23 protein-coding genes (1 of these 23 only partly in view) are annotated in these 26,028 nt (G+C 53.7%); 7 read left to right on the forward strand and 16 right to left on the reverse strand.

Annotation, left to right across the window (positions count from 1 at the left end; all coding sequences use genetic code 11):
- The first annotated feature begins 14 nt into the window (after positions 1 to 14).
- From dinB to GRX76_RS14820, 4 genes are all read left to right on the forward strand, one after another.
- Positions 15 to 1,100: a DNA polymerase IV gene (gene dinB, locus GRX76_RS14805; RefSeq protein ID WP_160154019.1), complete on the forward strand. Its 1,086-nt coding sequence runs from the start codon at positions 15 to 17 to the stop codon at positions 1,098 to 1,100.
- 188 nt (positions 1,101 to 1,288) lie between these two features.
- Entirely contained in the window at positions 1,289 to 1,609 is a 321-nt protein-coding gene (locus GRX76_RS19210; protein WP_201276830.1) for a DUF6116 family protein, read from the forward strand.
- Between the two features lie 151 nt (positions 1,610 to 1,760).
- The gene (locus tag GRX76_RS14815; protein WP_160154020.1) at positions 1,761 to 2,498 is read left to right on the forward strand and encodes an RNA polymerase sigma factor; all 738 of its coding nucleotides are present in this window, start codon (positions 1,761 to 1,763) and stop codon (positions 2,496 to 2,498) included.
- Positions 2,495 to 2,950, forward strand: a complete 456-nt coding sequence (locus GRX76_RS14820; RefSeq protein WP_160154021.1) for a hypothetical protein — start codon at positions 2,495 to 2,497, stop codon at positions 2,948 to 2,950. The genes GRX76_RS14815 and GRX76_RS14820 overlap by 4 nt, the downstream gene beginning before the upstream one ends.
- A 131-nt stretch (positions 2,951 to 3,081) precedes the next feature.
- On the opposite strand, the gene GRX76_RS14825 is transcribed toward GRX76_RS14820, so the two are convergent.
- The 9 genes from GRX76_RS14825 to GRX76_RS14865 all read right to left on the reverse strand — a co-directional run bounded on the left by GRX76_RS14825 (position 3,082) and on the right by GRX76_RS14865 (position 11,420).
- Positions 3,082 to 4,065: an NADPH:quinone oxidoreductase family protein gene (locus GRX76_RS14825; RefSeq protein WP_160154022.1), complete on the reverse strand. Its 984-nt coding sequence runs from the start codon at positions 4,063 to 4,065 to the stop codon at positions 3,082 to 3,084.
- Positions 4,066 to 4,094: 29 nt separating this feature from the next.
- Positions 4,095 to 5,276, reverse strand: coding sequence for an acetyl-CoA C-acyltransferase (locus tag GRX76_RS14830; RefSeq protein ID WP_160154023.1), 1,182 nt, complete (start codon positions 5,274 to 5,276; stop codon positions 4,095 to 4,097).
- A gap of 27 nt (positions 5,277 to 5,303) precedes the next feature.
- A complete protein-coding gene (locus GRX76_RS14835; protein ID WP_160154024.1) occupies positions 5,304 to 6,230 on the reverse strand; it encodes an SDR family NAD(P)-dependent oxidoreductase in 927 nt (308 codons plus the stop codon).
- A 55-nt stretch (positions 6,231 to 6,285) separates the two neighbouring features.
- Positions 6,286 to 6,744, reverse strand: a complete 459-nt coding sequence (locus tag GRX76_RS14840; RefSeq protein WP_160154025.1) for a MaoC family dehydratase — start codon at positions 6,742 to 6,744, stop codon at positions 6,286 to 6,288.
- A 46-nt stretch (positions 6,745 to 6,790) separates the two neighbouring features.
- Positions 6,791 to 7,585: an SDR family NAD(P)-dependent oxidoreductase gene (locus GRX76_RS14845; protein ID WP_160154026.1), complete on the reverse strand. Its 795-nt coding sequence runs from the start codon at positions 7,583 to 7,585 to the stop codon at positions 6,791 to 6,793.
- A gap of 2 nt (positions 7,586 to 7,587) precedes the next feature.
- Positions 7,588 to 8,364 (reverse strand): SDR family oxidoreductase, encoded by a 777-nt coding sequence (locus tag GRX76_RS14850; protein WP_160154027.1) that lies wholly within the window; start codon positions 8,362 to 8,364, stop codon positions 7,588 to 7,590.
- A gap of 92 nt (positions 8,365 to 8,456) precedes the next feature.
- A complete protein-coding gene (locus GRX76_RS14855; protein ID WP_160154028.1) occupies positions 8,457 to 9,506 on the reverse strand; it encodes a phosphotransferase in 1,050 nt (349 codons plus the stop codon).
- The gene (locus GRX76_RS14860) at positions 9,507 to 10,721 is read right to left on the reverse strand and encodes an acyl-CoA dehydrogenase family protein (RefSeq protein WP_160154029.1); all 1,215 of its coding nucleotides are present in this window, start codon (positions 10,719 to 10,721) and stop codon (positions 9,507 to 9,509) included.
- Positions 10,722 to 10,748: 27 nt separating this feature from the next.
- The gene (locus GRX76_RS14865; protein ID WP_160154030.1) at positions 10,749 to 11,420 is read right to left on the reverse strand and encodes a histidine phosphatase family protein; all 672 of its coding nucleotides are present in this window, start codon (positions 11,418 to 11,420) and stop codon (positions 10,749 to 10,751) included.
- A gap of 196 nt (positions 11,421 to 11,616) precedes the next feature.
- Between GRX76_RS14865 and GRX76_RS14870 the strand changes: the two genes are divergently transcribed.
- The 3 genes from GRX76_RS14870 (at position 11,617) to GRX76_RS14880 (ending at position 17,446) form a co-directional block, all read left to right on the forward strand.
- Positions 11,617 to 12,507: a LysR family transcriptional regulator gene (locus GRX76_RS14870; protein WP_160154031.1), complete on the forward strand. Its 891-nt coding sequence runs from the start codon at positions 11,617 to 11,619 to the stop codon at positions 12,505 to 12,507.
- A 328-nt stretch (positions 12,508 to 12,835) separates the two neighbouring features.
- The gene (locus GRX76_RS14875; RefSeq protein ID WP_160154990.1) at positions 12,836 to 14,866 is read left to right on the forward strand and encodes an NADPH-dependent 2,4-dienoyl-CoA reductase; all 2,031 of its coding nucleotides are present in this window, start codon (positions 12,836 to 12,838) and stop codon (positions 14,864 to 14,866) included.
- A gap of 243 nt (positions 14,867 to 15,109) precedes the next feature.
- Positions 15,110 to 17,446 (forward strand): hypothetical protein, encoded by a 2,337-nt coding sequence (locus GRX76_RS14880; protein WP_201276831.1) that lies wholly within the window; start codon positions 15,110 to 15,112, stop codon positions 17,444 to 17,446.
- A gap of 25 nt (positions 17,447 to 17,471) precedes the next feature.
- Here the strand turns inward: GRX76_RS14880 and GRX76_RS14885 are convergent, their stop codons facing one another.
- The 7 genes from GRX76_RS14885 to GRX76_RS14915 all read right to left on the reverse strand — a co-directional run.
- Positions 17,472 to 18,587 carry a serine hydrolase gene (locus GRX76_RS14885; RefSeq protein ID WP_160154032.1) on the reverse strand — a complete coding sequence of 372 codons (1,116 nt, stop codon included), beginning with the start codon at positions 18,585 to 18,587 and terminating at the stop codon, positions 17,472 to 17,474.
- Positions 18,588 to 18,728: 141 nt separating this feature from the next.
- Positions 18,729 to 19,733 carry a hypothetical protein gene (locus GRX76_RS14890; protein ID WP_160154033.1) on the reverse strand — a complete coding sequence of 335 codons (1,005 nt, stop codon included), beginning with the start codon at positions 19,731 to 19,733 and terminating at the stop codon, positions 18,729 to 18,731.
- Between the two features lie 122 nt (positions 19,734 to 19,855).
- Positions 19,856 to 21,964 (reverse strand): CapA family protein, encoded by a 2,109-nt coding sequence (locus GRX76_RS14895; protein WP_160154034.1) that lies wholly within the window; start codon positions 21,962 to 21,964, stop codon positions 19,856 to 19,858.
- A 29-nt stretch (positions 21,965 to 21,993) separates the two neighbouring features.
- Positions 21,994 to 22,206 carry a hypothetical protein gene (locus tag GRX76_RS14900; RefSeq protein WP_160154035.1) on the reverse strand — a complete coding sequence of 71 codons (213 nt, stop codon included), beginning with the start codon at positions 22,204 to 22,206 and terminating at the stop codon, positions 21,994 to 21,996.
- A 137-nt stretch (positions 22,207 to 22,343) separates the two neighbouring features.
- Positions 22,344 to 23,636, reverse strand: coding sequence for an HlyD family type I secretion periplasmic adaptor subunit (locus GRX76_RS14905; RefSeq protein WP_160154036.1), 1,293 nt, complete (start codon positions 23,634 to 23,636; stop codon positions 22,344 to 22,346).
- Positions 23,636 to 25,909 carry a type I secretion system permease/ATPase gene (locus GRX76_RS14910; RefSeq protein WP_160154037.1) on the reverse strand — a complete coding sequence of 758 codons (2,274 nt, stop codon included), beginning with the start codon at positions 25,907 to 25,909 and terminating at the stop codon, positions 23,636 to 23,638. The genes GRX76_RS14905 and GRX76_RS14910 overlap by 1 nt, the downstream gene beginning before the upstream one ends.
- Positions 25,906 to 26,028, reverse strand: the end of a protein-coding gene (locus GRX76_RS14915; RefSeq protein WP_236250388.1) for a TolC family outer membrane protein. 1,116 nt of this gene lie beyond the right edge of the window; the window shows 123 of its 1,239 coding nt (coding positions 1,117-1,239); its start codon lies off the right edge, out of view; it ends in the stop codon at positions 25,906 to 25,908. Before GRX76_RS14915 ends, GRX76_RS14910 begins: the two co-directional genes overlap by 4 nt.

Consider the following 26,028-nt stretch of genomic DNA (forward strand, 5'->3'; position numbering starts at 1 on the left):
GATATAATCCCAGCATGCGAAAAATCATCCACTGCGACTGCGATTGTTTCTACGCCTCGGTAGAAATGCGGGACGACCCCAACTTGCGGGGGCGGCCCATCGCCGTGGGCGGCGCCAGTGACCGGCGCGGGGTGATTTCCACCTGTAACTACGAAGCGCGCAGTTTTGGCGTGCGCTCGGCCATGCCCACAGCGCAGGCAAAGAAGCTCTGCCCTGACCTGATTGTAGTACCGGGTAACATGAAAAAATATCGGGAGGTCAGCGCGCAAATCCGGGAAATTTTTCTATCGTACACCGATTTTATAGAGCCTTTATCCCTTGACGAGGCCTTTCTCGATGTCACTGACAGCCCCCACTGCAATGGCAGTGCAACCCTGATCGCTCGCGAAATTCGCGCCCGTGTTGAGAAAGAGCTCCAGATCACCATTTCTGCCGGGGTCGCCCCGAACAAGTTCCTGGCCAAAATTGCCAGCGACTGGCAAAAGCCTAATGGACTGACAGTCATAAACCCTGACGCGGTGGAAGATTTCACCCTGCGCCTGCCGGTTAACAAGATACATGGCGTGGGGCGGGTGACCGCAGAGAAAATGCACCGCCAGGGTATCCGGACCTGCAGTGACCTGCGGCGTTTTAGCTTAATCGAGCTGGTGCAAAAATACGGAAAATTTGGCGAACGGCTGTATCAACTGTGCCGGGGTATCGACAACCGGCCCGTCAGTGGCGACGGCTCGCGCAAAAGTGTCAGTGTGGAGCACACCTTTACCCAGGATCTGCACGAAAAGGAAAAATGGCTGGAAGAAATGACAACACTCTATGGTCGGCTGCACGAGCGTCTGGAGCAATTGGGAGACCGCTATGCGATTAGTAGCGCTGTCGTCAAAATCAAGTACGCAGATTTCACTCAGTCCACCCAGGAGAGAGGAAGTAAAGCCGCCCGCATCAGTGAATTCAAACAACTGCTTGAACAGTGTTGGGAAAAGCGCAGAGACCCCATTCGATTGCTGGGGGTTGGGGTCAAACTCAGGGATTTACGCGCCGAATTGGACCCAGAACAACTCCCTCTTCCCTTCAAGGGCAAAACACGCTCCACCCCTCGATAATTGCTCACTTTTCGGACTACAACCGCGCCGAGCGCCCCAAAACAGATCAAAATTTAAGCGACAGCATCCGCTGTGAGAGCGCCTTTTCACGCCCAAAACACACCCAAAGCCCAGCGGCCTGACACTCGGGTTTTATGCCGCGGACTATACTCCCAACACGGTACTGAAAGCGGTTTTCAAGCGAGATTATGAAGCGCGTACTCCCCAGCGCCCTAGTTGGCTGGTTTCTGAACTATGCCCGCCGGCTAAAACACCCACAGCTGTTCAAGTGGATCTGCGCCCTCTTCTTGATTGACCTGCTCATTCCCGACCTGGTTCCCTTTGTGGATGAAATTTTGTTGGGGCTCGCCACTTTATTCCTGGCGGCGTGGAAAAAACACGCCAAGGCAGTACCGGATTTCCCTGAGGACGATCAAACCAGGCAGGAAAAAGTGGTAACCGGCCACGCGGAAAAAGTGGTCGATACAGAAAAACATCCGGGCTCCCAAGCCGGACACGGTAAACACTGAGTCAGAGAGTGGTATTCGCTCGGTAGTATTCAGCGAAATAACGTTAACAGACAATTTACTCGTTCAACGAATTACCTCGGGAAAGGAATTTCCAGGAGGATGTGCAACCGGGTAAGTGACAATGGGAATTAAGGCCAAGGAGGCAAATCCCATGTTTGCGGACAAGTTGTGCAGTCTCAGTGATGAAGACTTACTCAGTCTCTATTGTCAGACGCGCAGTCAAAAAGCCTTTCGGGAAATCTATCAGCGCTACAAAGACGCGCTGTTTCGCTACTGTGCGCAAATGACTCCCCGTGATTGCATCCAGGTTATGGAGACACTCTGGGGGTTGCTACTGGAGCAGCCACCAACACTGCACGGGCGCCACCTGAAAAACTGGCTCTACATCCAGATCAATAAATTGCTCCGGAACCCTGCTCCCCCGACCTCAAATCCGGGCTCCAGCACGTCTGAAGTAGAACCGGGAATTGAACTGCGTTCCGCGCTGGAAGGCTCCGATACGCTGAGTGCCATCCAGCAGCTTCCGCGCCAGCAACGCAACGTGTTTTTGCTGTTCACGGAATGCGGTCTTTCCCTGGCGACAGTGGCCGATATCGAAAGGCTGACACTGGCTCAGTGCCGACAGGCACTCGACGGAAGCAGACAAGCGATAGAATTCACGCTGAACGGCAGTGCCCGCAAACCCTGGAAATCTGCAGCAACCCGCGCGGCCGAGGCTGCAGCGGCACAGGCAGCAGCAGAGACAGAAACTGGCACAGCAGTGGTTGCGCCGCAAACCACAGACGCACCCAAGCCGGTGCGACCCTGGGGCCATCGGGAAACGCGTCCAACGATTTCGGCGGCAAAGCCCGCGACTGCACAAGGTTCTGTTGAGGTAGCACAAGCATGAACAGCAATCATTGGGAATCTTCGTACCGGCAGGCCGCCGAGCGAATCCACTCGCCAAAGCCACTGGACGAAAAAGTTCTATCCGGATTAAAAGGGATAAAACCCATCAAGCCTTCTGCAGCGCCAGGTAATCGCCTGCTGTCGAAAGTGGCATCCGGATTCAGTGCCGTAGCACTCGCCATTGTGCTGCTGCACCCCGCCCAGTATATCGGTGCCGCACCGGGGCAATTGACTCCACAGGACAAGGCATCCGGACTGGATCGATACCGGCCCAAGCCGAGCCTGATCACGCCGAAAACGGATGCATGGCACGGGTTGAGAACAGAGGTCGAGGCGGGAAATTATATCGAGCTCTGCGCCCAATGGCGCCGTGTACAGAGATCCAGTGGCAGCGAGCAACTGCCTGCAGATCTAACCGCAAAAGCACGGCAACACTGTCGAATTTTGCCTTAAATCCTTTAAGGTAGTTACCAGATTAGTTACCAGATTAAAAAAGGGGATACTGTCGCGGACAGTATCCCCTTTCTCGTTTACCGGATATTCCTTTCCGGGAAAACTCCACCGATATTTACAACAACAACCGCTTAAGCGTGATCCATGGTCAGTACTACCTTGCCCCGGGCCTTGCGTTCTCCAATGGCGGAGAAGGCACGGGAAAATTCGCTCAGTGCGTAGACTTCCGTGGTCATCGGTTGAAGGCGTCCCTCCGCGACAAATCCCAATAGTTCGGCAAAGTTTTGCATATTCCCCTTGGGATCCCGCGCAGCCCAGCCGCCCCAGTAAATTCCGAGAATATCACCGGCCTTCAGCAGGGGCAGGTTCAACGGCAGTTTGGGGATATCCCCGGCCGCAAAACCGATCACCAGATAGCGACCACCCCAGGCTATTGAACGATAGGCCTCTTCCGTGAAGGCGCCCCCCACCGGATCGTAGATCACATCAGCACCCTTGCCATCCGTCAACTCGCGAATACGGTCCTTCAGGTTTTCATCGCTGTAATTGATTACCTCATCGGCGCCCACATCGCGGCAAAAAGCCAGCTTTTCAGCGCTGGAAGCACAGGCGATAACCCGAGCCCCCATCAGTTTACCCAGTTGGATCGCGGTTACACCGACACCACCGGCTGCACCCAGCACCACCAGGGTTTCGCCCTGTTTCAGCTGCGCGCGCTGTTTAAACGCATAGTAGGAAGTGGCGTAGGTAATGCAGAATCCCGCCGCCTGCGGGAAGTCCAGCTGCTCGGGCATCGGCATCAGTAACTTGTGATCCACGTTGACCAGTTCCGCAAAGGCCGCAAGCCCCGGCATCGCAATTACCCGATCACCAGCCTTGAAACCCTTCACCGATTCGCCTACTTCGCGAATAATACCGGCACATTCGCCACCGGCCACAAACGGCAGCTCGGGTTTCACCTGGTACTTTCCCTGCACCATCAGGCCATCGGGAAAGTTCACGCCCGCGGCGTGCACTTCCAGCCGTACCTCGTGAGGCTGCAGAGCGGGCAATTGCCAATCGCGGATTTTCAGATTTTCTACCGGGCCAAAGGCCTCACATACCAGAGCTTGCATCGCTGCCCTCCTGTTACCGAATCAATGGATCAAACGACTTCAAACAGGCCGGCTGCGCCCATTCCGCCACCCACGCACATGGTGACCACCACATACTTTACGCCCCGGCGTTTACCTTCCAGCAAGGCGTGGCCCACCATACGCGCGCCACTCATGCCGTAAGGGTGACCAATGGAAATGGCTCCGCCGTTGACGTTGAGTTTTTCGTTATCGATGCCGAGTTTGTCGCGGCAATAGAGAACCTGTACCGCGAAGGCTTCGTTCAGCTCCCACAAGCCAATGTCGTCGATACTGAGACCGGTGCGCTGCAGTAGTTTGGGAATGGCAAATACCGGACCAATACCCATTTCGTCCGGCTCACAACCGGCCACCGCCATGCCGCGGTAAATACCCAGCGGGTTGAGATTGCGCTGCTCCGCCAGTTTGCTGTCCATCAGTACCATGGCAGCGGCGCCGTCAGAAAGTTGGGATGCATTACCTGCGGTAATCACGCCCTCTTCGCGTACCGGGCTCAATCCGCGCAGACCGTCAATGGTAGTTGACGGACGGTTGCCTTCGTCGAGCGACAGGGTAACTTCTTCTTCCGATTGCTCGCCGGTTTCCTTGTTCACCACAATTTTTCGGGTAGTGACCGGGATAATTTCATCGGCAAACAAACCCGCTTTCTGGGCCGCAGCCGTTCGCATCTGTGATTGCAGCGAATATTCATCCTGCAGGTCGCGGCTGATACCGTAGCGCTTTGCGACAATTTCCGCGGTATCGATCATTGGCATATACACCGCCGGGTGCATGTCCAACAATGCCGGATCAGCCACACGGAAGCTGTTCATCGTCTGGTTCTGTACCAGCGAGATAGACTCCATGCCGCCGGCAATGGCGATTGGGGTCCCGTCCTGAGTGATCTGCTTGGCCGCGGTCGCCACTGCCATCAAACCGGAAGAACACTGGCGATCGATGGTCATACCCGCAACCGTGGGGGAAAGCCCCGCACGCAGCGCGACCTGGCGGGCAACGTTGGTACCGGTGGTACCCTGTTGCAGTGCCACCCCGAAAATACAATCGTCCGCTTCACCCGGTGCAATACCTGCGCGTTCTACCGCTGCGCGTACCGCGTGGGCGCCGAGGCTGGCGCCTTCCAGATTATTGAATGCGCCGCGATACGCCTTACCGATTGGTGTACGCGCGGTGGAAACAATCACTGCTTCTTTCATAAGAATTTCTCCCGAATATCCCTTCGATCAACCGTCCAGCTTGACGCCCATACCCTGGGCCGCTTTCTGGATAAATTTCACGGTCTGGTTCAAACCGCCCACCAGTTCTTGCTGGCCCCGCTCATCGGCAATTGCATCGAGGTTAGAAAGCACGTTTTCTGCCGTCTGCTGTTCCGGCGGCAGATAAATGCCTTCGGTTTCGAGAATGCGGGCCTTAGCATAAGCGCCGGCACCGGCGCAGAGAATAAAGCGATTGGGCGCATCTTCTGCCACCAGTGCAACCAGTCCCGCGGTTACAGACTCCGGTGTCAGCAGTTCCAGTGCTTTCGGGTCGGGAATAACGTCTTCAGTCATGCGGGTAGCCGCAGTGGGCGACAGGCAGTTGACCTTGATACCGTATTTTTCGCCTTCCAGACACAGGGTATTCATAAAACCCACCACACCGGTCTTGGCCGCGCCGTAATTGGACTGCCCGAAGTTGCCGTACAATCCGGAAGAAGAAGTGGTCATGATAATGCGGCCATACTGCTGCTCGCGCATGATTTCCCACACCGCCTTGGTACAGTTGACGCTGCCCATCAGGTGTACATCGACGACCAGTTTGAAATCGTCCATGGGTGCCTTGGCGAAAGATTTGTCGCGCAGGATACCGGCGTTGTTTACCAGAATATCCACTCGCCCCCAGCGCTCTGCCGCCTCCCTTACCATTTCCTGTACTTGCAGGTAGTCGGTAACGTTGGCACCGTTGGCAATGGCTTCGCCACCGGCAGCGATAATTTCCTGCACCACGGTTTCCGCGGCACTCAGGGACCCGCCGGAACCGTCACGGGCACCGCCAAGATCGTTCACCACCACTTTGGCACCCCGGCGCGCCAATTCCAGTGCGTGGGAGCGGCCGAGGCCGTTACCCGCACCAGTGACAATCGCCACCTTGCCGTCAAATGAAATAGACATGGTTCTCTCCATTAACGCTTGTTATTTGAATACGAAATTTTGATTGGAATACTATTTATACAAATTGCATCACCAGCCACTCGGCGATCAGCGCGGGCTTTTCCTGGCCTTCAATCTCCACGGTGACCTCCAGTTTCAACTGGAACTGGCCCGGATTTTTTTCGAGAATATCCAGTACTTTGGCGCGGGCCCGCACACGCTGATCCACCTTTACCGGGTTAATAAAGCGCACCTTGTCCAGGCCATAGTTCACTCCCATTTTTACCCCTTCCATCACCACTTCCAGTTGCTCGGCGAAGTAGGACAACATGGACAGGGACAGAAAGCCGTGGGCGATGGTGCTACCAAAAGGAGACTTGGCTGCAGCTTCCGGGTCCACGTGGATAAACTGGTGATCCAGGGTGCAGTCGGCAAAGGCGTTAATACGTTCCTGGTCAATCTGGAACCAGTCGGTAGCCTGGGTTTCACTGCCGATGGCACGCGCGTAATCGCTGGGGGAAATAATGGTTGGCATGGGAACTCCCTATCGCAAAGTGTTAAATTTATTCTTCAATTCAAAATCAGAATGCGGATACACCACCGTCTACTGCCAGTGCCTGTCCGGTAACATAAGTCAGCGCCGGAGAGCACAGCATCAACATGGCACTGACCACTTCTTCCGGTTTACCCAAGCGTTTCATCGGGCAACCTGCGGCAAAGATGGAATGTACCTGTTCCACTGTGGCACCTTCCGGCGCCTGCATATCCGCGACCATCGGTGTCAGGGTGTAAAAAGGACAGATGGCGTTAACACGCACGTTGTGACGGGCATACTCCACTGCTGCAGTGCGGGTCAGGCCAACCACCGAGTGCTTGGCGGCAGAGTATGACGAGGCCTTGGGCGCACCGCCGAGGCCGGCCATGGAACTGACATTGAGGATCACACCACTGCCCTGGATGCGCATCACTTTCAGCTGGTGCTTCATACCGAAGAAAACACCTTTCACATTCACCCGGTGTTGCAGATCAAAGGTTTCTTCATCCACCTCTTCGAAATATTGCAACGGCGGCGCGATGCCGGCGTTGTTGATGGCGATATCCAGCCCACCAAAATTCTCCCGAGCCAGTGCCACCATGGCGGCACAGTCGGTTTCCGAGGACACATCACAGGCCACGGCCTGCACTTCCACGCCCAGTGCCGTCAGTTTGTCCACAACTGGCTCGAGGCCCGCTTCGTTGATATCGCCCAGTACCAGGCGCGCACCGCGGCGGCCCAGTTCTTCGGAAATCAGCGCACCGAAGCCACTTGCGGCACCGGTGACCAAAGCGACTTTGCCAGTGAAATCCAGCATCGGGTCTTTGTTAGATTCCACCATGATCACAGCCCCCCGCAGGAAGTCAGGCCGCCATCTACCACCACGCATTCGCCGTTGGTGTAGCTACCGGCATCGGAAACCAGATACAACACGGTACCGGCCATTTCTTCCGGCTCCGCGTGGCGGTGCATGGGAATATGGCTAACAGCGGTTTTGTAGATTTCCTCGTGGGAAAAGAGCGCACCGGCAAATTTGGTTTTGGTCAGACCCGGCAACAGCGCATTGACGCGGATATTGAATTGGGCGCACTCCTTGGCAAACGCCTTGGTCATGTTGACCACTGCTGCCTTGGTAATGGAATAGATACCCTGCCCCACACCCGGCTGCAGTGCATTAATGGAGGCGGTATTGACGATGCAACCTCCGCCGTTTTCCCGCATCAGCTTGCCCGCTTCCACCGACATAAAGAAATAGCCACGGATGTTTACCGCTACGGTTTTTTCAAAGGCACCGAGATCCGTGTCCAGGATGTGTCCGAAATAGGGATTGGTCGCGGCGTTGTTCACCAGGATATCGAGCTTGCCGTACTGATCGCGGATATGGCTGAACACCTGCGTAATATCTTCCATATTGCCGATATGACAGGGCAAAGCTTCGGCCTTGCCTCCGGCCTCATTGATGGCATCGGCTACGACCTGGCAGCCCTCAATTTTGCGACTGGAAACCAGAACATGGGCCCCCTGCTCCGCCAGCAACCTGGCAATGGCCTCACCGATTCCGCGGCTGGCCCCGGTAACCAGGGCAATTTTTCCACTCAGATCAAAAAGATTGGTCGCCATAGTGTTCTCCCAACAGTCGTTTTTGTCGCTGTTTATGTCGTTATTTATATCGTTGTTTATGTCGATATTTATGTGGATGTTTATGTAGACGTTTAATTCGATTCTTTTTCGATGACATCCAGGGCCAACATCGCCAGTGGCCCCACAAAGGCCCCGAGTTTGGCCGCATCTTTACTGGATGCATTGCCATCATGGGCGCGCTTGGCGACGCCCTGGATAATGGCGGCGAGGCGGAAAAAGCTGAACGCGAGATAGAACGCCCAATTATCAATACGGTCTATTCCCATCCGCTCGCAGTAGCGCGCCACGTATTCCTGCTCACTCGGGATTCCCAGGCTGCGGCGATCTACTCCCATCAATCCGGAAATATTGCCGCTATCTGCGGGCATACGCAGCTGCATGCACTGGTAAGCGAGATCTGCAAATGGATGCCCCAGGGTGGAAAGCTCCCAATCCAACACCGCGATCGCACGCGACTCTGTCGGGTGAAACATGATGTTGTCGAGACGGTAATCACCGTGCACCAGGGATACGCGGCCATCGTCTTCCGGCAGATTCTCACCCAACCACAAGATCAACTGATCCATGGCCGTAATCGCCTGCAGCTCCGAAGCCCGATACTGTCCCTGCCAGCGCTCGAACTGGCGTTCGAAATAGTTGCCCGGGCGCCCGTAATCGGTAAGCCCTGCCGCGTCCAGATCCACACTGTGCAATGCGGCCAGTACCCGGTTCATTTCTTCGTAAAAGGCACTGCGCTCACCGTTATTCAATTCCGGTAGCGCTGCATCCCAGAAAATCCGCCCCTCGCAATACTCCATCAAATAGAACATGGAGCCGATCACTTCGCGGTCTTCGCACAGGTGCAGCACTTTGGGTACCGGTACATCGCTGCCGGCCAGTGCCTGCATCACACGATATTCCCGGTCTACCGCGTGTGCAGACTTCAGCAATTTTCCCGGCGGCTGGCGGCGCAGCACGTAAGTGCCCGCGCTGGTTTCCACTTTGAAAGTGGGGTTGGACTGGCCACCGGAGAATTTGCTCGCGCGTACCTCACCGTCAAACCCGGCCACTTTGCCATTCAGGTAGCGGGAGAGTTTTTCCGTATCCAGCAGGACATGAGAGGGACTATCTACTGCCGACATTCAGCCCTCCTCCGCAGCGTAGGCCGCCGCCAAGTTGCGCCCCAGTTGCATCATATGCACCTGGTCCGGACCATCCGCGAGACGGATAGTGCGCGCGTAACTGTAGGCGCGGGCCAAGTGGAAATCCTGACCGAGGCCGGCGGCACCGTGAATCTGGATAGCGCGGTCAATCACATTGCAGGCCATTTGCGGTGCGACAATTTTGATCATCGCAATCAGGTCTCGCGCGGCTTTGTTGCCGTGGCGATCCATTTGATCGGCGGCCTTCAGGGTCAGCAGACGTGCCTGTTCGATGTCACAGGCGGATTTGGCGATATCCTCGCGTACGGAACCCTGTTTGATCATCGGGCGGCCAAAGACTACCCGGCTTTCTGCCCGCACTGACATCATTTCCAGTGCACGCTGGGCCTGGCCGATCAGGCGCATGCAGTGGTGGATGCGACCCGGGCCTAGGCGGCCCTGGGCAATTTCAAATCCGCGACCCTCGCCGAGAATCAGGTTTTCTTTCGGTACCCGGACATTGTCGAAAATAATTTCTGCGTGGCCTTCCGGCGCGTCGTCATAACCAAATACGGTCATGGGGCGGACGACCTTTACTCCCGGCGTGTTCATCGGTACCAGAATCTGAGATTGCTGGCGGTAGCGGTCTTCACTGTCGGGTGCCGTCTTGCCCATCACAATCAGAATTTCGCAGCGCTTGTTCAGGGCACCGCTGATATAAAACTTGTGGCCGTTGATAACGTAGTCATCACCATCGCGCACGATTTCGGTTTCAATATTGGTGGCATCGCTAGAAGCCACTTTGGGCTCGGTCATGGCGAAGGCAGAGCGGATCTCGCCTTCGAGCAGAGGCTTCAACCAGCGCTCTTGTTGCTCCGGTGACCCGTATTGGGTCAACACTTCCATATTGCCGGTATCCGGCGCGCTACAATTGAAGACCTCGGAAGAAAAGCCCACTCGCCCCATCTCTTCGGCCAGCGGTGCATATTCGAGATTGGAGAGGCCGGCACCCCATTTGGTGTCGGGCAAAAACAGATTCCACAGGCCGGCATCCTTGGCCTTGCGCTTGAGGGTTTCCATGATCGGCGGCTCGCCCCAGCGATCCTGTTCGAGCTGCTCGTAATAGGTCTGCTCGACAGGAATGACCTCTTCCGCCATAAACTGTTTCAGGCGTGAGAGCAGGTCCTGTACCTTCGGGGAATATTCAAAATTCATGTTGCTTTCCCGTTTTATTATCTTGCGTTAACTGTAGGTAATGAATTCGCGGCGCTTGGTGTTATCCAGGTGCGGAACGTGATTGAAACTGTGTAGACTGACACCGCTGCGGCCGGCAAAGAAATGACTGACTGCGGTGTTTTTTATCTGCATATTCAGCTGCGTCACGCTGTGGGACGGCGCCCCCAGTATCTGCCGCACCATCATGGCAATGGCGCCACCGGAACTCACCACCAGGGTTTTTCCACCCTTGGCACCGGCAGCCAAAACGCCCAACACTTCTTCAATGCGCTGTTCGAACTGCTGCCAACTTTCCGCGCCAACAATTTCGCCCGCGGACCAGGCGTGCATGGCCATTTTCAGAAATCGGTAATAGTCCGCCCGTGTGGCGCCGGTTTGCGGGGCAGCCTGCGGATTTTTTTCACCGTAGGCGGTCATCACCCGCTTGAAGTCAAATTCATTCAGCTGCGGCAGCTCTTCCACACGGTGGCGATCCAGTCCCAGGCCTTCGCAAATACCCTGGGCGGTTTCCCGATGGCGCTGCAGATCGCCGCTGACGATATGGTCGAACTGCGCCGCCTCCTGCGCCCAGTGCTCCCCTAACCAGCGCGCCTGCTGCCAGCCGAGCTCTGACAGCTGGTCGTAGTTGTCACTGCCAAATGACGCCTGTCCGTGGCGCACAACAAATATTTCTGGCACGGCCTCTCTCCCGTTGACGGCACAGTAAACGATGCCGGAAAGGTTTCGAATTACGTCGCGGGTTATTCACTCGCGCCCTTTGCTGGGAGATAAAGCTAGCGATTCCGTGTGGATCATCAAAGTTTATTATGTAAATATCCAAACATTCACAGCAGTGATACCAATCGGGGGGACCCGGATCAGGAGCGACGTGACCGTGCAGTTACAACAAATCGACATGAATCTCTTCCCGGTACTCGATGCCATCTACAACACCCGCAACTTGACCCGCGCTGCCGAGCGCCTGCACATCACCCAACCCGCGGTGAGCAATGCCCTCGCCCGCTTGCGCCGGGCTCTGGACGATCAGCTGTTTATCCGTACGCCCAACGGTATGAGCCCCACGCCCCTGACCGAAGGCATCATGCCCAAGGTGCAGCAGGCGTTGGCGTTGCTGGGTAGCAGTGTGACGGAGCATCACCGGTTTGAACCCGCCAGCGCGCAGAAGACCCTGCGGGTTTCCATGAACGATATGGCGGAGACACTCGTATTACCGCGGTTGCTGGAGCACTTGCAGGAGGTGGCGCCGGGGATCAGTGTGGAGTCTTACTATGTGCCGCGGGATCAGCTGGTGAAGGAGCTGGCGGCCAACAGCCTGGATTTTGCGCTGGATGTGCCGATGGTTTCCGCCACCCAGCTAAATCAGCACCGCCTCTCGGCGGACCGTTACCAGTGTATGTTGCGCCCGGACCATCCCCTGGCCGGGGAAGCCAGCCTGACGCTGGAGCAATATCTGGAGCTTGAGCATATCCATGTCTCCAGCCGCCGCAGTGGCCCGGGCATCGCGGATATGGCCCTCAACAAGCTGGGGCGCCGGCGCAAGGTGAAGCTGCGGGTGCAGCATTACCGGGTGGCGCCACTGGTGGTGCTGAAGACGGACCTAGCGCTGACGGTACCGGTAAGTCTGGCACGACAGTACCCGGCGAAGTGTTTCGAACTACCCTTTCAGATTCCCCAGATGGACTGGCACCTGCTGTGGCACCGCAGCCAGGATGAGGAAGGGGCCAATCGGTGGTTGCGGGAGCAAGTGCTCGATTTATTTGGCTAGTTCTCGGTGACGCTCAGTTCCAGTCAACCGGCGGTCCCGCTACCGGGCAAGGCTTTGCGAGACACGTCGTGAACCCATCCATGGGGACTCTTCCGCAAGGTCCCTCTCGCGGAAGGTCTCGCAAAGCCTTGCCCGATAGCGGCACCTTCTCGTCAGCTCTGGCGCACTGAAAGCCAGAGGAATCGGTCGAATTGGTCACTGCAGGTTCCTTCGGGCAATTGCTATCCTTGGACAACACTATGCAACTTTTTGCATATGAGATTGCATACAAGACGCATTATCAGGCCCCGTCGGCACACAAGAGTCGGACAGAAAGAGAATGACCACCATGACACACGCCTACCCCAACCTCCTGGCCCCACTGGATCTGGGCTTTACCACCCTCAAGAACCGCGTTCTGATGGGCTCCATGCACACTAACCTGGAAGAGCATCCCGGCGGTTTTGACCGTTTGGCCGCTTTTTACGGCGAGCGTGCCAAAGGTGGCGTGGGCCTGATCGTCACCGGTGGTATTGCGCCGAATGAGGAAGGTGGGGTTTTCCAGGGGTCGTCGAAGATGACTACTGCAGAAGAAGCTCTGGAGCACCGTGCGATTACAGACGCGGTGCACAAGGAGGGCGGTAAGATCTGCATGCAGATCCTGCACGCTGGTCGCTATGCCTATAACCCGGCTCTGGTCGCCCCCTCGGCCATTCAGGCGCCCATCAACCCGTTTACTCCAAAAGAGCTGAGCGACGCGGAAGTCGAGCAACAGATCGACGACTATGTGCGCTGCGCCACCCTGGCCCGCGAGGCCGGTTACGACGGCGTCGAGGTCATGGGCTCCGAGGGTTATTTCATCAACCAGTTCATTGTCTCCCGTACCAACCACCGGGAAGACCGCTGGGGCGGTAGTTTTGAAAACCGCACGCGCCTGCCGATTGAAATCGTGCGCCGCATTCGCGAAGCGGTGGGCGAGGACTTCATCATCATTTATCGCTTGTCGATGCTGGATCTGGTAGAGGGCGGTAGCGACTTCGACGAAGTGGTCGCCCTCGGACAGGCGATCGAAAAGGCCGGCGCCACCATCATCAATACCGGTATCGGCTGGCACGAAGCACGGGTGCCCACCATCGCCACCAGTGTTCCCCGCGCAGCGTTTGCGGATATCACTGCCAAGGTTAAACAGCACCTGAGCGTGCCGGTCATTACCAGTAACCGCATCAATATGCCCCAGGTGGGCGAAGATGTACTGGCGGCAGGCAAGGCCGACATGGTGTCCATGGCACGCCCGTTTCTGGCAGATGCGGAGTTCGTCAACAAGGCGGCAGAAAACCGCGCAGATGAAATCAATACCTGTATCGGCTGTAACCAGGCGTGCCTGGACCACACCTTCGAGCTCAAACTCACTTCCTGTCTGGTGAACCCGCGCGCCTGTCATGAGACGGAACTGAACTACCTGCCGGTATCAGCGGCCAAGAAAATTGCAGTTGTCGGTGCTGGCCCCGCCGGCCTCGCCGCCTCTACCGTCGCCGCAGAACGCGGCCATCAGGTGACCTTGTTTGAAGCCGGCGACAAGGTGGGCGGCCAGTTCAATATCGCCAAGCAAATCCCGGGCAAGGCGGAGTTTGAAGAGACCCTGCGCTACTTCAAGCGCAAGCTGGAACTCACTGGCGTGGAAGTACGCCTGAATACCACAGCGACAGAAGAGAACCTCGCGGATTTCGACGAGGTGATCATTGCTACCGGGATTTCTCCGCGCACTCCGCCCATCGAGGGTATCGAGCACGCCAAGGTACTCACCTACCTGGACGTGCTGAAACACAAGAAGCCCGTTGGTAAAACCGTGGCCATCATCGGTGCTGGTGGCATTGGCTTCGACGTAGCCGAGTACCTCACCCACAGCGATGACCACGCCAGCGAACTGATCGCCAGCAGCAAGCAGGAGTTCTTCGATGAGTGGGGGGTTGATATTGCCCTGGAACACCGCGCAGGACTCAAGCCGCAACAGGCAGTCGCCAGCCCGCGCCAGATATTCCTGCTGCAGCGTAAAGCCTCCAAGGTGGGCGCTGGCCTCGGCAAAACCACCGGCTGGATTCACCGCACCAGCCTGAAGCACCGCAAGGTCCAGAACCTGGCGGGAGTGACCTACGAGAAGATCGACGACCAGGGCCTGCACATCCGCCTGGGCGACGAGCAGAAGCTGCTGGAAGTGGACAATGTGATCATCTGTGCCGGTCAGGAGCCACTGCGCGCTCTCCACGACCAGCTTCAGGCACGCGGTCAATCCAGCCACTTGATCGGTGGCGCCTTCGAGGCGGCAGAACTGGACGCCAAACGCGCGATTGACCAGGGATCACGCCTGGCGGCAGAACTTTAAATAGATCGGGTATCACTCCGGTCTAACCCCCAAGTCTGTGTTCACGGGTGGCTCTTCACGGGCCACCCATGGCGCAGATTCCCCCGCTGCTAGCCCACGATAACCCCATCACAGATCTATACTCGTTGGTACGGAATCGCCTGCCAGGGAAGTGCGTCGATACCTCGTTTTCCAGCGTTTTCACGCCACATCCCCGCCTTCCCTGCACGTCACAATAATGACCGACAGGAAAGCTCTAGCGCCATGGCCAACTCCAACCCGCTGTCTGATCTATTTTCGCGCGCGCGTCCCATGGTGGAACGGGAACTGCAAAACCTGACGCCGCCCTATACTCTGTTTTTTTCCGTCAGCGACGGTAAACAGCGTGCAAAGGTATGCCACGCGAGTGGACAAGACCTGCGCGCCCTGTGGCTGAAACTTGCCAATCAGTCACGAAAATTACTGACCGGCGCAAAAATACAAGGCCAGTGGTTGCGGATTGACTGGGTCACCGACAGCGAGCCCATGAACTGGGCAGCGTTGCTCGAGCGGTTCAAAAATACCAAGCGCGGATACTTCCGCTACGGACTGGCCCTCGACAGCCAACGGAAAGTCGCCTTCCTCGAACAGGAACTGAATGGCAACGCCATGCTCTATGGTGGCAGCACTGTTGCCCATGTTGTGGTCAATGAGAGTCAGTTTCGCAGTTACACCGACCGTCGATTCGGCCCCAATACACCACTAAATTTTACGGAAGAAGCCACGGTGGAGGTGCTGCACACAAAAGGCATTTTCCTCGATAGAAAAACGAATCCACAGCTACTCTACGGACCCGGGCGAAATGCAGGACGTCGTGTCATAGAGGCACTGGATGAGCCGATAGCCTTCCACCTGGTAGACACCAGCAGCCGCTACCTGGCTTCTCAAGTACTAAAGAATGGGCGTTTCGAGTACGGCTGGCACTGCTGTTTCGACCGCGCCATTGGCACCTACAACACCCTGCGCCACGCAAGCTCCACCTACGCCATGACGGAAGGCTGGGAAGTGACCCGCGACCAAGCCACCAAACGCGCTATCGATCGGGCGCTGGCACACCTCACGGAAAAGCTGATCAAAAAGGTGCAGCTTCCCTCCGGCGAAGAAGGCGCTTTCCTGGTGGAGGCCAACGGTGAAATAAAACTCGGAGGTAACGCCGTCTGCCTGCTGGCACTGGTGAAATACTGCGAGCTCACTGGCAGCGACAACTACGATGGTTTGATGGAGCAACTGGCGCTCGGCATCCGCTTTATGCAGGATCAGGCAAGCGGGAAATTTGTGCATGTCCTGCAGTACCCTGAGCTCACGCTGAAAGAGGAGTTCCGGATCATCTATTACGATGGCGAAGCCGCGTTCGGCCTGATGCGGCTGTACGGTCTGACAAAGGATGAACGTTGGCTAAACATTGTTGAGAAAGCCTTCGAGTACTTTATTGCCAACAACCACTGGCAAGCGCACGACCACTGGCTGAGCTACTGTGTCAACGAGCTGACCCTGTACAGACCTTCAGCGCGCTACTACCAGTTTGGCATTCAGAATGTGATCGGTCATCTGGATTTCATCATTGAACGCATCACCACCTTCCCTACTCTGCTGGAGTTGATGATGGCCGCAGAGCGGATGGTCAGCCGCCTGCGCCAGGAAAAGGCATTTTCCTATCTTCTGAATCAGCTGGACCTACCAAAATTCTACCGAGCTCTACACACGCGGGCCATGTATCTACTCAACGGCTACTTCTGGCCCGAGTATGCCATGTACTTTAAAAACCCGGAAAAAATTGTCGGCAGCTTTTATATTCGACACCACGCCTTTCGGGTACGCATTGACGATGTGGAGCACTACCTGTCTGGATTTGTGGCCTACAGGAAGTACCTTCTAGAAAATGAACACAAAATATCAAAGAGTGAAAGTAAAAATCTCCCATACATTGAAAGCGAAACAAATGAAATAATGTTTGCAAAAGTAAAGAATTTTCATGTTGATATAAAAAAATTACAACAACAATTTAACGATAACATTTCCAATGAACCATCGACACCTTATCGGGATAACAACATTGAATATATCGGCTGGGCAGTAACCAGCAGAGACGGGTCACTAAATGACGGTGTCAGGCGCATATCATCGAATGACAAAAACAACAAGCGCGGAAAAGAAAAAACCAAAATTTGCAATGGATATCTCAATGAAGTTTTACAATCGATAAAAAGCAAGAACCTACAACCTTACCGTGCGAGAATAATGCAACTGAAAAGTAACGGTAAAGAAATGCCATTTCACGTGGATGAGAAGAAAGAGGCCTGGAGATTACACATTCCAATCAACACCAACCCAGAATCCTATTTTGAGTGGCGCAGAAAAGATGGAAGCATAGAACGCGTACACTTGCCGGCTGACGGCTCAGCATGGCTGGTCAGGGTGGACGTAGAGCACAGGGCAACCAATTTAGACCCCGACAACAAAAATCGGGTGCACCTCTTGATGGGACTAAACGAACCACCAAAGCTCGAACAGATCAAACCTCTCTTATTGGTGAATAAAGAAGAGCCTGTCGAAATGCCATAATACTTGCACCCGACCTACTGAAATTTTATTGGACCTTTCTACACACAGAAATTTCAGTGCATGACCTATCCGGATGTGCCCGAAGAAGCAAACCATTGATGCGGCGCAACTGTTTGCCATCCACTCTTTTTCCTGAAGATCTGTCCACCAGATGAACGAGCACCAGGTCGTAATCCGGAAATACGTAAATTCGTTGGCCACCATTCCCCGCAGCATAGTAACCATAATCTTTCACGTGCCACGTATAACCATATCCAAAGCGAGGATCGCTATTATTCCAAGCATGAGATACGCGAGTACTGTCCATGATCCAACGCTTGGATACAACTGTATCTTTTATCCACCTACCACCCCTCAAATAAAGCAACCCTATTCGAGCCAAATCGAGAGCTGACATTCTGAAGAGATATGCGGGGTGCTGAGACTTTTCGAGTTCATATCGGTATTCAGTATCTTTTACCGAAAAGTATTCCATACCTAAAGAATCAGCAACTCTCGCCTCAAAAGCCTCAAAAAAATCTTGCGGACTACTCCGATTGAATACTGCCACCAGCGCATTAAAGTCCCAATTATTGTAATACCATCTTTCGCCTGGCTTTGCAGAGCTACGCTTAGGCCGCCTCTCACGCATCCTAGGGGTCTCAAAAGCGGCGGGGTGATACACACCGGAACGCGAAGTCAGTAAATGTTCAACCGATGCCGACCTCTCTGAAGCAGTCAGCGCTGGTTTATCTTCTATTCCCAGGTCCTCAATAGTTTGAGTAATTCTCAGTCGGCCGGCGTCAACTTCAGTACCAATCAAGAGACTCATTATACTTTTTCTAATGGAATACAACTGATATTTACTGCTTATTTCACCGAAGCTGTAGATAATGATACCGCGATGTACAATCAAGGCGGCATCGGTACCTATTTGTTTGTGTATATTCCGGATCTCTGCAAGGTGTGCACCATTCCACCCAGCCGAATCTGGATCGCGCAGCTGTTGCCAGCGCGCTCCAGGATAATAGTGCTTAGTCGAATCGTAGTTTTCTAACCACTCAGTCGCCGCGCCGGATGCAGTATCGGCATAGGATCCTGACGAAAGTAGCGCAAGGATCGAGCCCGCAATGAGACATATCGCCGCCCAACTTATAATCAATCGGAGAGACCTCCAATAATCGCCTCCACAAACCAATTTCTCAGCATTTAAAAATAAGCCAAATAAAAATCACTTATTCTGTCCAGATAATCAAAGCGTCCATATCCTTCCAATACACATGATCCATCCGGCACACACGATCTATCCGATACGCATGCGACGCATCACCGATTCCACAACCAGTTTGCTTACGTCAATCGGTTCTCCAAAGTCAGGGTACTGATGACCACTAAGACCTGGACGCGTGTTAGCCTCCAACACAATGTAATTTTCGTCTGAGGGTTTAATCGCATGATCTCTTGCGAGAATATCTACGCCGCATATATCCAATCCCGGAATGGCAAGCGCGATCGATTCAGCGATCCGAATCATTTCAGGGTGTACTTGACTCGTGATGTTCTGAGCATCACCACCGGTAGAAATGCCAGCCTTCCAGTCCAATAAAACCTTCTCACCAAAAGCTGGCACGCTATCGAGACTAAAACCCAAACCAGCCAGTAGATTCTTTCGATGTTCATCGATTATTGCTTCAGTGTTGCGCCGGCTAGGATTAAGTTTCAAGAGCAATTCGTTGCGCCTGTCATTAAGCTCCTGTATAGAGCTTACGCCATCGCCGGTCACAGACGGAGGCATCCTAGAATGCACCGCGACACACTCTCCATCGATCACGCAGTATCTGGCCTCGACACCATTTTCAAAACACTGCTCCACCAAGACCTGTGAATGCGTAGCCGCCACGGCAGATCGCCACGCATCATCAAAATTTTCAGCGGTTACCCCGACCGATACACCACGCCCCTTATTTCCATCAGCCGGCTTTATTACTGCAAGTCCTAGCTCCTTTACCTTTTCTAGCGCGGCAGAACGGTCTTGCGAACTGAATGCGGCACCGACCGCGGTATTTACACGAATTCGCTCAAACAACGACCTTGCTACACGCTTATCCTTGAGCATTCTGTAAGCAAGAAGAGAGGTATTCGTAGTTTCCGTCTCAAGCATGTGGCAGACTCTACCGTTATACTCAACCTCGAGAAGACGGCCAATTCGCTTTACAGAACAACCCTTGCTCTTGAAGTGCTTACGGAACAGTTGTGCTTGTGAAAGATAGTCACCCGCTGGAAATTCGTTTCTTACTAGCTCCGTCATATGCATTCACCTTCCGGAATACGCTTCGACTATTCGATATCCGATACAAACTAATTTAAAAAAAGCATCAATTTTCAATTATATACGTTTAATTCACATGCAATTCATAGCGATCAATTAATTCAGGTTAAATCGATCGCACAAAAATATCCGTATTGGTCTTTCGAAAAAGATATGTCAGCCAGTTCCTGTTCGCGGGAGGCGGCCAATAGGTACTCGATCACTGCCCGAAACTCGCTCTCCTCAACAAAGTCCGGCAAATAATTCGTCTTGAGATTGTTCGATTGTATTGGGTATAACTTGAGTTGCACGCTTTCGCCCAGCTCCTTTGGCACGCAAAGCTGTGAAATTAGCCCATAGGGCAGCACATCACTTCGCGAGAAACGTCCCGGAGAATTGAAAACAAAGTTTCCAAGACTGTAACAAACCCAAACATCGCGACACCGGGAAACCTCCTGCAATGCATGGGATCCATGCCCCAAAATCAAATTGGCGCCAGCCTCTACAATTTTCTCGGCTATCCGTCGCTGCTTGTCTTTTACATGGGCATAGTTACTCCCCCAATGAGGAAATGCCACGATGAATGCCTTGGGATATTGCGCTCTAAGTGAACTTATCTGATCAAATGCTTTCTGGCTTGACCAGCAATTGACACCCGGATTTTCGGCAGTTGCGTAATAGCCCCATTCAACATGATTAGCCCTGTACTCGAAACCACCAACGAATATGATGTGTTCCAACTGCGAGTCGTCGTCCGGGTATATATGTTGTACTGCCAATGCCTCTTCCGGGCTTCTTCCGGCGCCAAAGCGACCGATGCCCGCTCGATCAAGGTATTCCAGCGTGTCTACGAGGCCATATTCGCCGAAATCCATCGTATGGTTATTCGATAGGCATACCGCATCCACCGAAAGATCGCTCAGCACGGTTATCGTTTCATCGGGATCAGTCCAATCTAAGTAGGGCTTAATCCCAGACAAACATGACTCTCTTTGCTGGGTCATGCTAACTTCCAGGTTCAAGACACAATAATTTGAATCCGCGAGCATTCTTCTGAAATTTGTGAAGCTATATGCGTGCCCATGATCGGCAAGAATATTACTTTTGCCCTTAAGTGCTTGGCGCTCTTGATAGCTATCTCCTGGATTGGTATCACCACAAATAGTTAACACATACTTATTACTCGAGTAGCCACCACTGGCAGAATCAACCTCAACCTTACAATCAAGCTTTTCTGCTGGCGCCATTCTCGCGTAGTGCAAGAAAGACGAAATATTATGCTGTATATAGTCGATTCTAACTTCCCTATCCCTGCGATCACCACCACCCCGAACGAAGCTGCCATCTTCCAGAAAGAAGTTCATTTGCTCAACTAGGTTCGCCTCGACTCTTTCTCTCGCTGCTCGAACAAGCTCGCCATCATGGTTGCTTTCGTGATCCATTCGCAGAAAGGCGAGTAATCCTTCAGAGCGACAGGCGGTAGGAGTACTTCGGCCCCAGTGAATATACTTGGGGTCGAAAATGATCTCACGAGAAATTTTGGCGGCATGATGGTAAATGTGCGGGGAGTCATCATGGCGCTGAAGCTTCTCCAATGAATAGAGCATCCAGTGAGAATGCTCCTTTACCCCATAATCCTGTTTCGCCAATTCCGCTTCAACCGACTTCACCTCATTCAAAATTTCAGCATTTCCCGTCAATTCATAACAGGAAATTAATGCCAGTAATGCTTCTCCCACGTAGTACTCAGAAGTGAAATCCGAAATTTTTCCCGATTTATAATATCGCTTGTGTACGAAGTCTCCATGCTCACGCCTCTGATCAAGCATAAAATGACAGAGCCTTTCTGCAACAGCGAGCAAAAAATTGTCACCTGTCAGCCTATGGACTTCTAGTAGTGCAAGCGCAGACAGTGCATTTCCGCCGAGCTTTATCTTATTGTCTTCACAGATGCATGCTCCCCGCACATCCTTGTAAAATCGAAGATACTCGTCAAGCAGAAACGCAGTGGCTCGTTTTGCCGAGGTGAGTAACGCCGAATCTCGAGTCGTACAGTAAACATCCAGCATTGCCCAGATCGTTCCAGCATGGCGAAGTACGTTATAACCAGTCCGATCTCTATCTGACTCTGAGTCGTAACGGTACCGGAGTCGACCATCCTTTCCGGTAAGTGCTGCCAAGCGCAATGCACCAGATTGAGCGACAGCGAGAGCATCAAAATTGGCCGTCATGAAATGAGCCACCTATAAACAGTGAAGCTTCAGCGCTTTGGCTCTATGAGCGAGAGAATTACGCTGGTGCGATCGTCTGGATTGGGCATCCCGGCAGGGTTGAACCAGCGATCTAGTAAAAGATAGGGTCCCTTATCGCCTTCCATTACCGCGCCAACATTTTGCCAGCGCGTTTTTTGCCGACCTTCACGATCGGAGTAGGTCCCGAGAGGTATTTCTACATCATAAATTTTTCTAGCCATCGATTATTCCTTTTTACTAAACAAGGCCGTTTTACAAATCACAATTAAAGAGAAGCCTCGATAAGGCCTGCGCCAAATATTTCACCAGCCCAAAAGACAACGCAAAGGGCCTGATCAATGGCCATCCAAAATATCACTCAACGTTCGCGTAACGCCTCACCGGCCTGATTAAAAGGTTTTACCAGATAGTCGAATACGGTTTTCGAACCGGTGCGAACATCCACGGTAGCTACCATCCCTGGCACAATAGGAAACTGTTTACCGGCACGGTTGATGAGCGCATCAGAGTCCGTCAGAATCATCACGTGATAGAAGTACTCACCAGGTTGTGTTTCATCCTGGATGGTGTCAGGTGAAATTGTTGTGACCTTGCCATCCAGCCCTCCATAGACCGAATATTCATACGCAGTAATTTTTACTTTGGCTTCTTGTCCAGGGTGAATAAATGCAATGTCTCTCGGGGAAATTTTTGCTTCAATCAGCAGACGATCATCCAGAGGGACTATCTCCATCAAACGACCATTGGGCGGCAGCACACCACCGATCGTCGTTATTTCAATATCCTTGACAATACCGCGTACCGGTGATTTCAGAGTAAGCCTTGTCAGGGAATCCGCACGCCCCTCAATGACCGAGCGCAGCGCTTCTACTTCCGAGCTCACGGAGGCAAGCTCTTCACGTGCGCGCACCATATACTCGGAGCGTACATCCTTGATTTTCAGATCCAGCTCGGACTTCTGACGACTGAGACGTAGTACTTCGACATTACTCGCCGCTCCGGAGTTCACAAGAGATCGGGTAATTGATAGCTCTCTTTGTACCAGCTCCCTCGCTTCTTCAAGACTGCTTAGAGAATCCTGCAGGCCCTTACGACGGGTCTGGTACAGCTTGCGTTCTTTTGCCAGCAGCTCTTCGTATTTATCAAGTGCCGTGGGAAACTCAAGAGCGGTGCCGTTCACTTCTGCACTCAAACGCGCGACACTGGCTAACGCCGCCCGATACCGCGCTTCGCTCTCTTCCACATTGGAGCGTATTTTAGTGGGATCCAGTTGGGCGATGATCTGCCCGCGCTCAACAATATCCCCTTCTGACACATTGAGACGCGCCAAAATACCACCTTCAAGAGATTGAATAATCTGTGCGCGCGAAGTGGGAACAACCTTTCCAGCCCCCTTTGAAACCTCATCTACCTTGGCGAAGTAAGACCAGGCGATAAAGCACACCAGCAGCATGAAGAAAATCCAGATAACACGTCTCGACTTGGTCAGCTCACTGTCGTCCGAGTCCTCACTGTAGTAGGCTCCAGCATTGTGAAAATCTGCTTCCAGAATAGCCACGTTAGCAGCGACTTTCGGTGCACGCGCTCTCCGAGAGATGGCCGATTCCTGAAGGGCCAAGAGATTATTCCGATGCTGCTGTGAATCTGCCATTAGTTCACCCGTTCATCTTTACTGACATCCCGCGCGGACGCCGCTGCCTGACCGACACTCTCGCCCGCACTCTCGCTAGTACCCGTGTTGGCCCTGGAGCTGGCTTGCGCCAGTTTCTCTAGCGCTATGTTCTTGGGTTCATCCAGAATCAGCTTTCCGTTCTCAACCACCAGAATACGGTCCGCCAGCTGCAGAGTACTGCTGCGATGGGTGGCTACGATCAGTGTTCTCCCTGTCGCCCAGCGCTTTAGCTTTCCGATAAATCGTTTTTCTGTGAGGTCATCCAGGGATGCGGTCGGCTCGTCCAGCAGAATGATCTGGGGGTTGCGGATAAATAGACGAGCCAGCATCAGTGATTGTCGCTGACCACCGGACAATCCCAGGCCGCCTTCCAATATCAGGTGATCCATACCTTTCGGTAGCTTGCGTACAAATTCCATCGCACCAGACATATCCAACGCGGCAATAATTTCCCGATCGGTAGCACCGGGCGCGCCCAACGTTACGTTTTCACGTAAGGTACCGTGAAAGAGATTGGCATTCTGGGTGAGTAAGCCGATGTCCCGGCGTGTATCCGCGGGATCGATATGCTCCATGCTCACCCCGTCCAGGGTGATCTCTCCCTCACTAGCCTCCATAAATCCAGACAGGGCCTGCAGCAACGTTGACTTGCCCGCACCATTACGGCCGAGTACTGCAATCTTTTCCCCTGCGCGGATGTCCAGGGATTCCACCTGCAGCGCGGGCGACCCATCGCATCCAGCGTACTTGAACGCGGTTTGTCGGAGCTGGTAGTTACCATCAATGGAGGACAGATGTACCCGGCGTCGTCCCTCGGGGTGATCAACAGGCAGCTGCATTATCTGATCCAACCCCTTTAGAGCATATTTAGCCTGCTGCCAGCGACTCAGAACCTGCGTGATCTGCGACATTGGCGCCATCATTCGGGAACCAAGAATGGAGGCAGCCACCAATGCACCAGTTGTCATATCCCCAGCCATCACCATCGGGGCGCCAAACAATACAATCAGTGCGAATACCGATGACTGCACGTTGTGTGTCCAGGTTACAAGCCGACCGATCAGGCCACGAAGACGCAAATTAGACTCCGCAGTAACGGCGTTGTAGTGATTCCATTGCTGCTGGAAGCGCTGTTCTGCCTGAAGTGTCTTGATATCTTCCATACCTTGTATTGTTTCCACCAGCATCGCATTGCGCAGCGAGGACTCGCGGATGGACTCCCCGGCTAATCGCGCCAGTTTTTGCTGGGCAAGCAGTCCCGGGATAATCAGTGCAGCAAGCGCACCCAGCGGTACCAGAGCCAAGGGCCCGGCGATGTACCACATAACAAACAGGAAGAGAAAAAAGAACGGTAGATCTGCTAGGGCGAGAATGGTGCTGGAAGTTACCATTTCCCGCACACGTTCCAGCTCGCGGATCTGGGATATAAATGCGCCAGTCGACTTCGGACGTGCACTGTTACGCAAGCGAACCGCGTGCCCATATACGAGGTCAGATACGCGAATGTCTGCGCGCTTGCCCAGTAGATCGGTCACCCGAATACGATTAATACGCATGAAAAAATCAAACAGCACCGCAATCATGACACCACTGAACAGCACATAGAGCGTCGGCAATGACTCTGCGGGAATTACCCGATCATAGACCTGCTTTGAAAATAAGATGCCGGCGAGGGCGAGAATATTTGCGACGACAGTAGCGATCATCACATGACCATAAGGCCTGAGATCTCGCAGGATGATGGAGCGGAACCAGTGCTTTTGTTGTGGTTTTACGTAGTCATCAACCCGTGCATCCGCCACATTATGCGCAGGGCGTAAAATGACCGCGGAAGTCACATGGCGGATCAGTATCTCCGCCTTAACCTGCGATGCCGCACCACGGTCGCCGCTGAAAGATACTGATAACAAACCTTTATTATCCGTGGTTTCGATTACACCGACTTGACCGTCGCGAAGTTGCACCACAATCGGCAACCGCCAGGGACTCAACATATCCGGTTCAAAATCACAGAATTTTGCGACCAGGCCAGCCTGACGGGCCATACTGCGCACCACATTTTCTACCGGCTCATCACCTCCCCTGTCGGAAGCAATACGGGCATTCTCCTCAGAGAACTCAAGCCGGTAGAATTTTGCCACGGTTACAATGGCGCTCAGCCACAGCTTGTATTCTCGAGGCTCAGTTGGATCACCTTGAATAGGTTGCTTCTGTCCTTGTGGCGCAGATGTTTGCTGATCGGTTTCTATCATGGCAGCACTTCGACGCCCTGAATGGCGCGCCCCTCCAGGTCAAACGCGTTACGGATTTGCCCTACGGTATAAAGACAGTCAACGTGTAACCGATAAAGGTCATACTGAGTGTTACTTTT

The organism is Microbulbifer sp. ALW1, from assembly GCF_009903625.1.
Lineage (GTDB): Bacteria > Pseudomonadota > Gammaproteobacteria > Pseudomonadales > Cellvibrionaceae > Microbulbifer.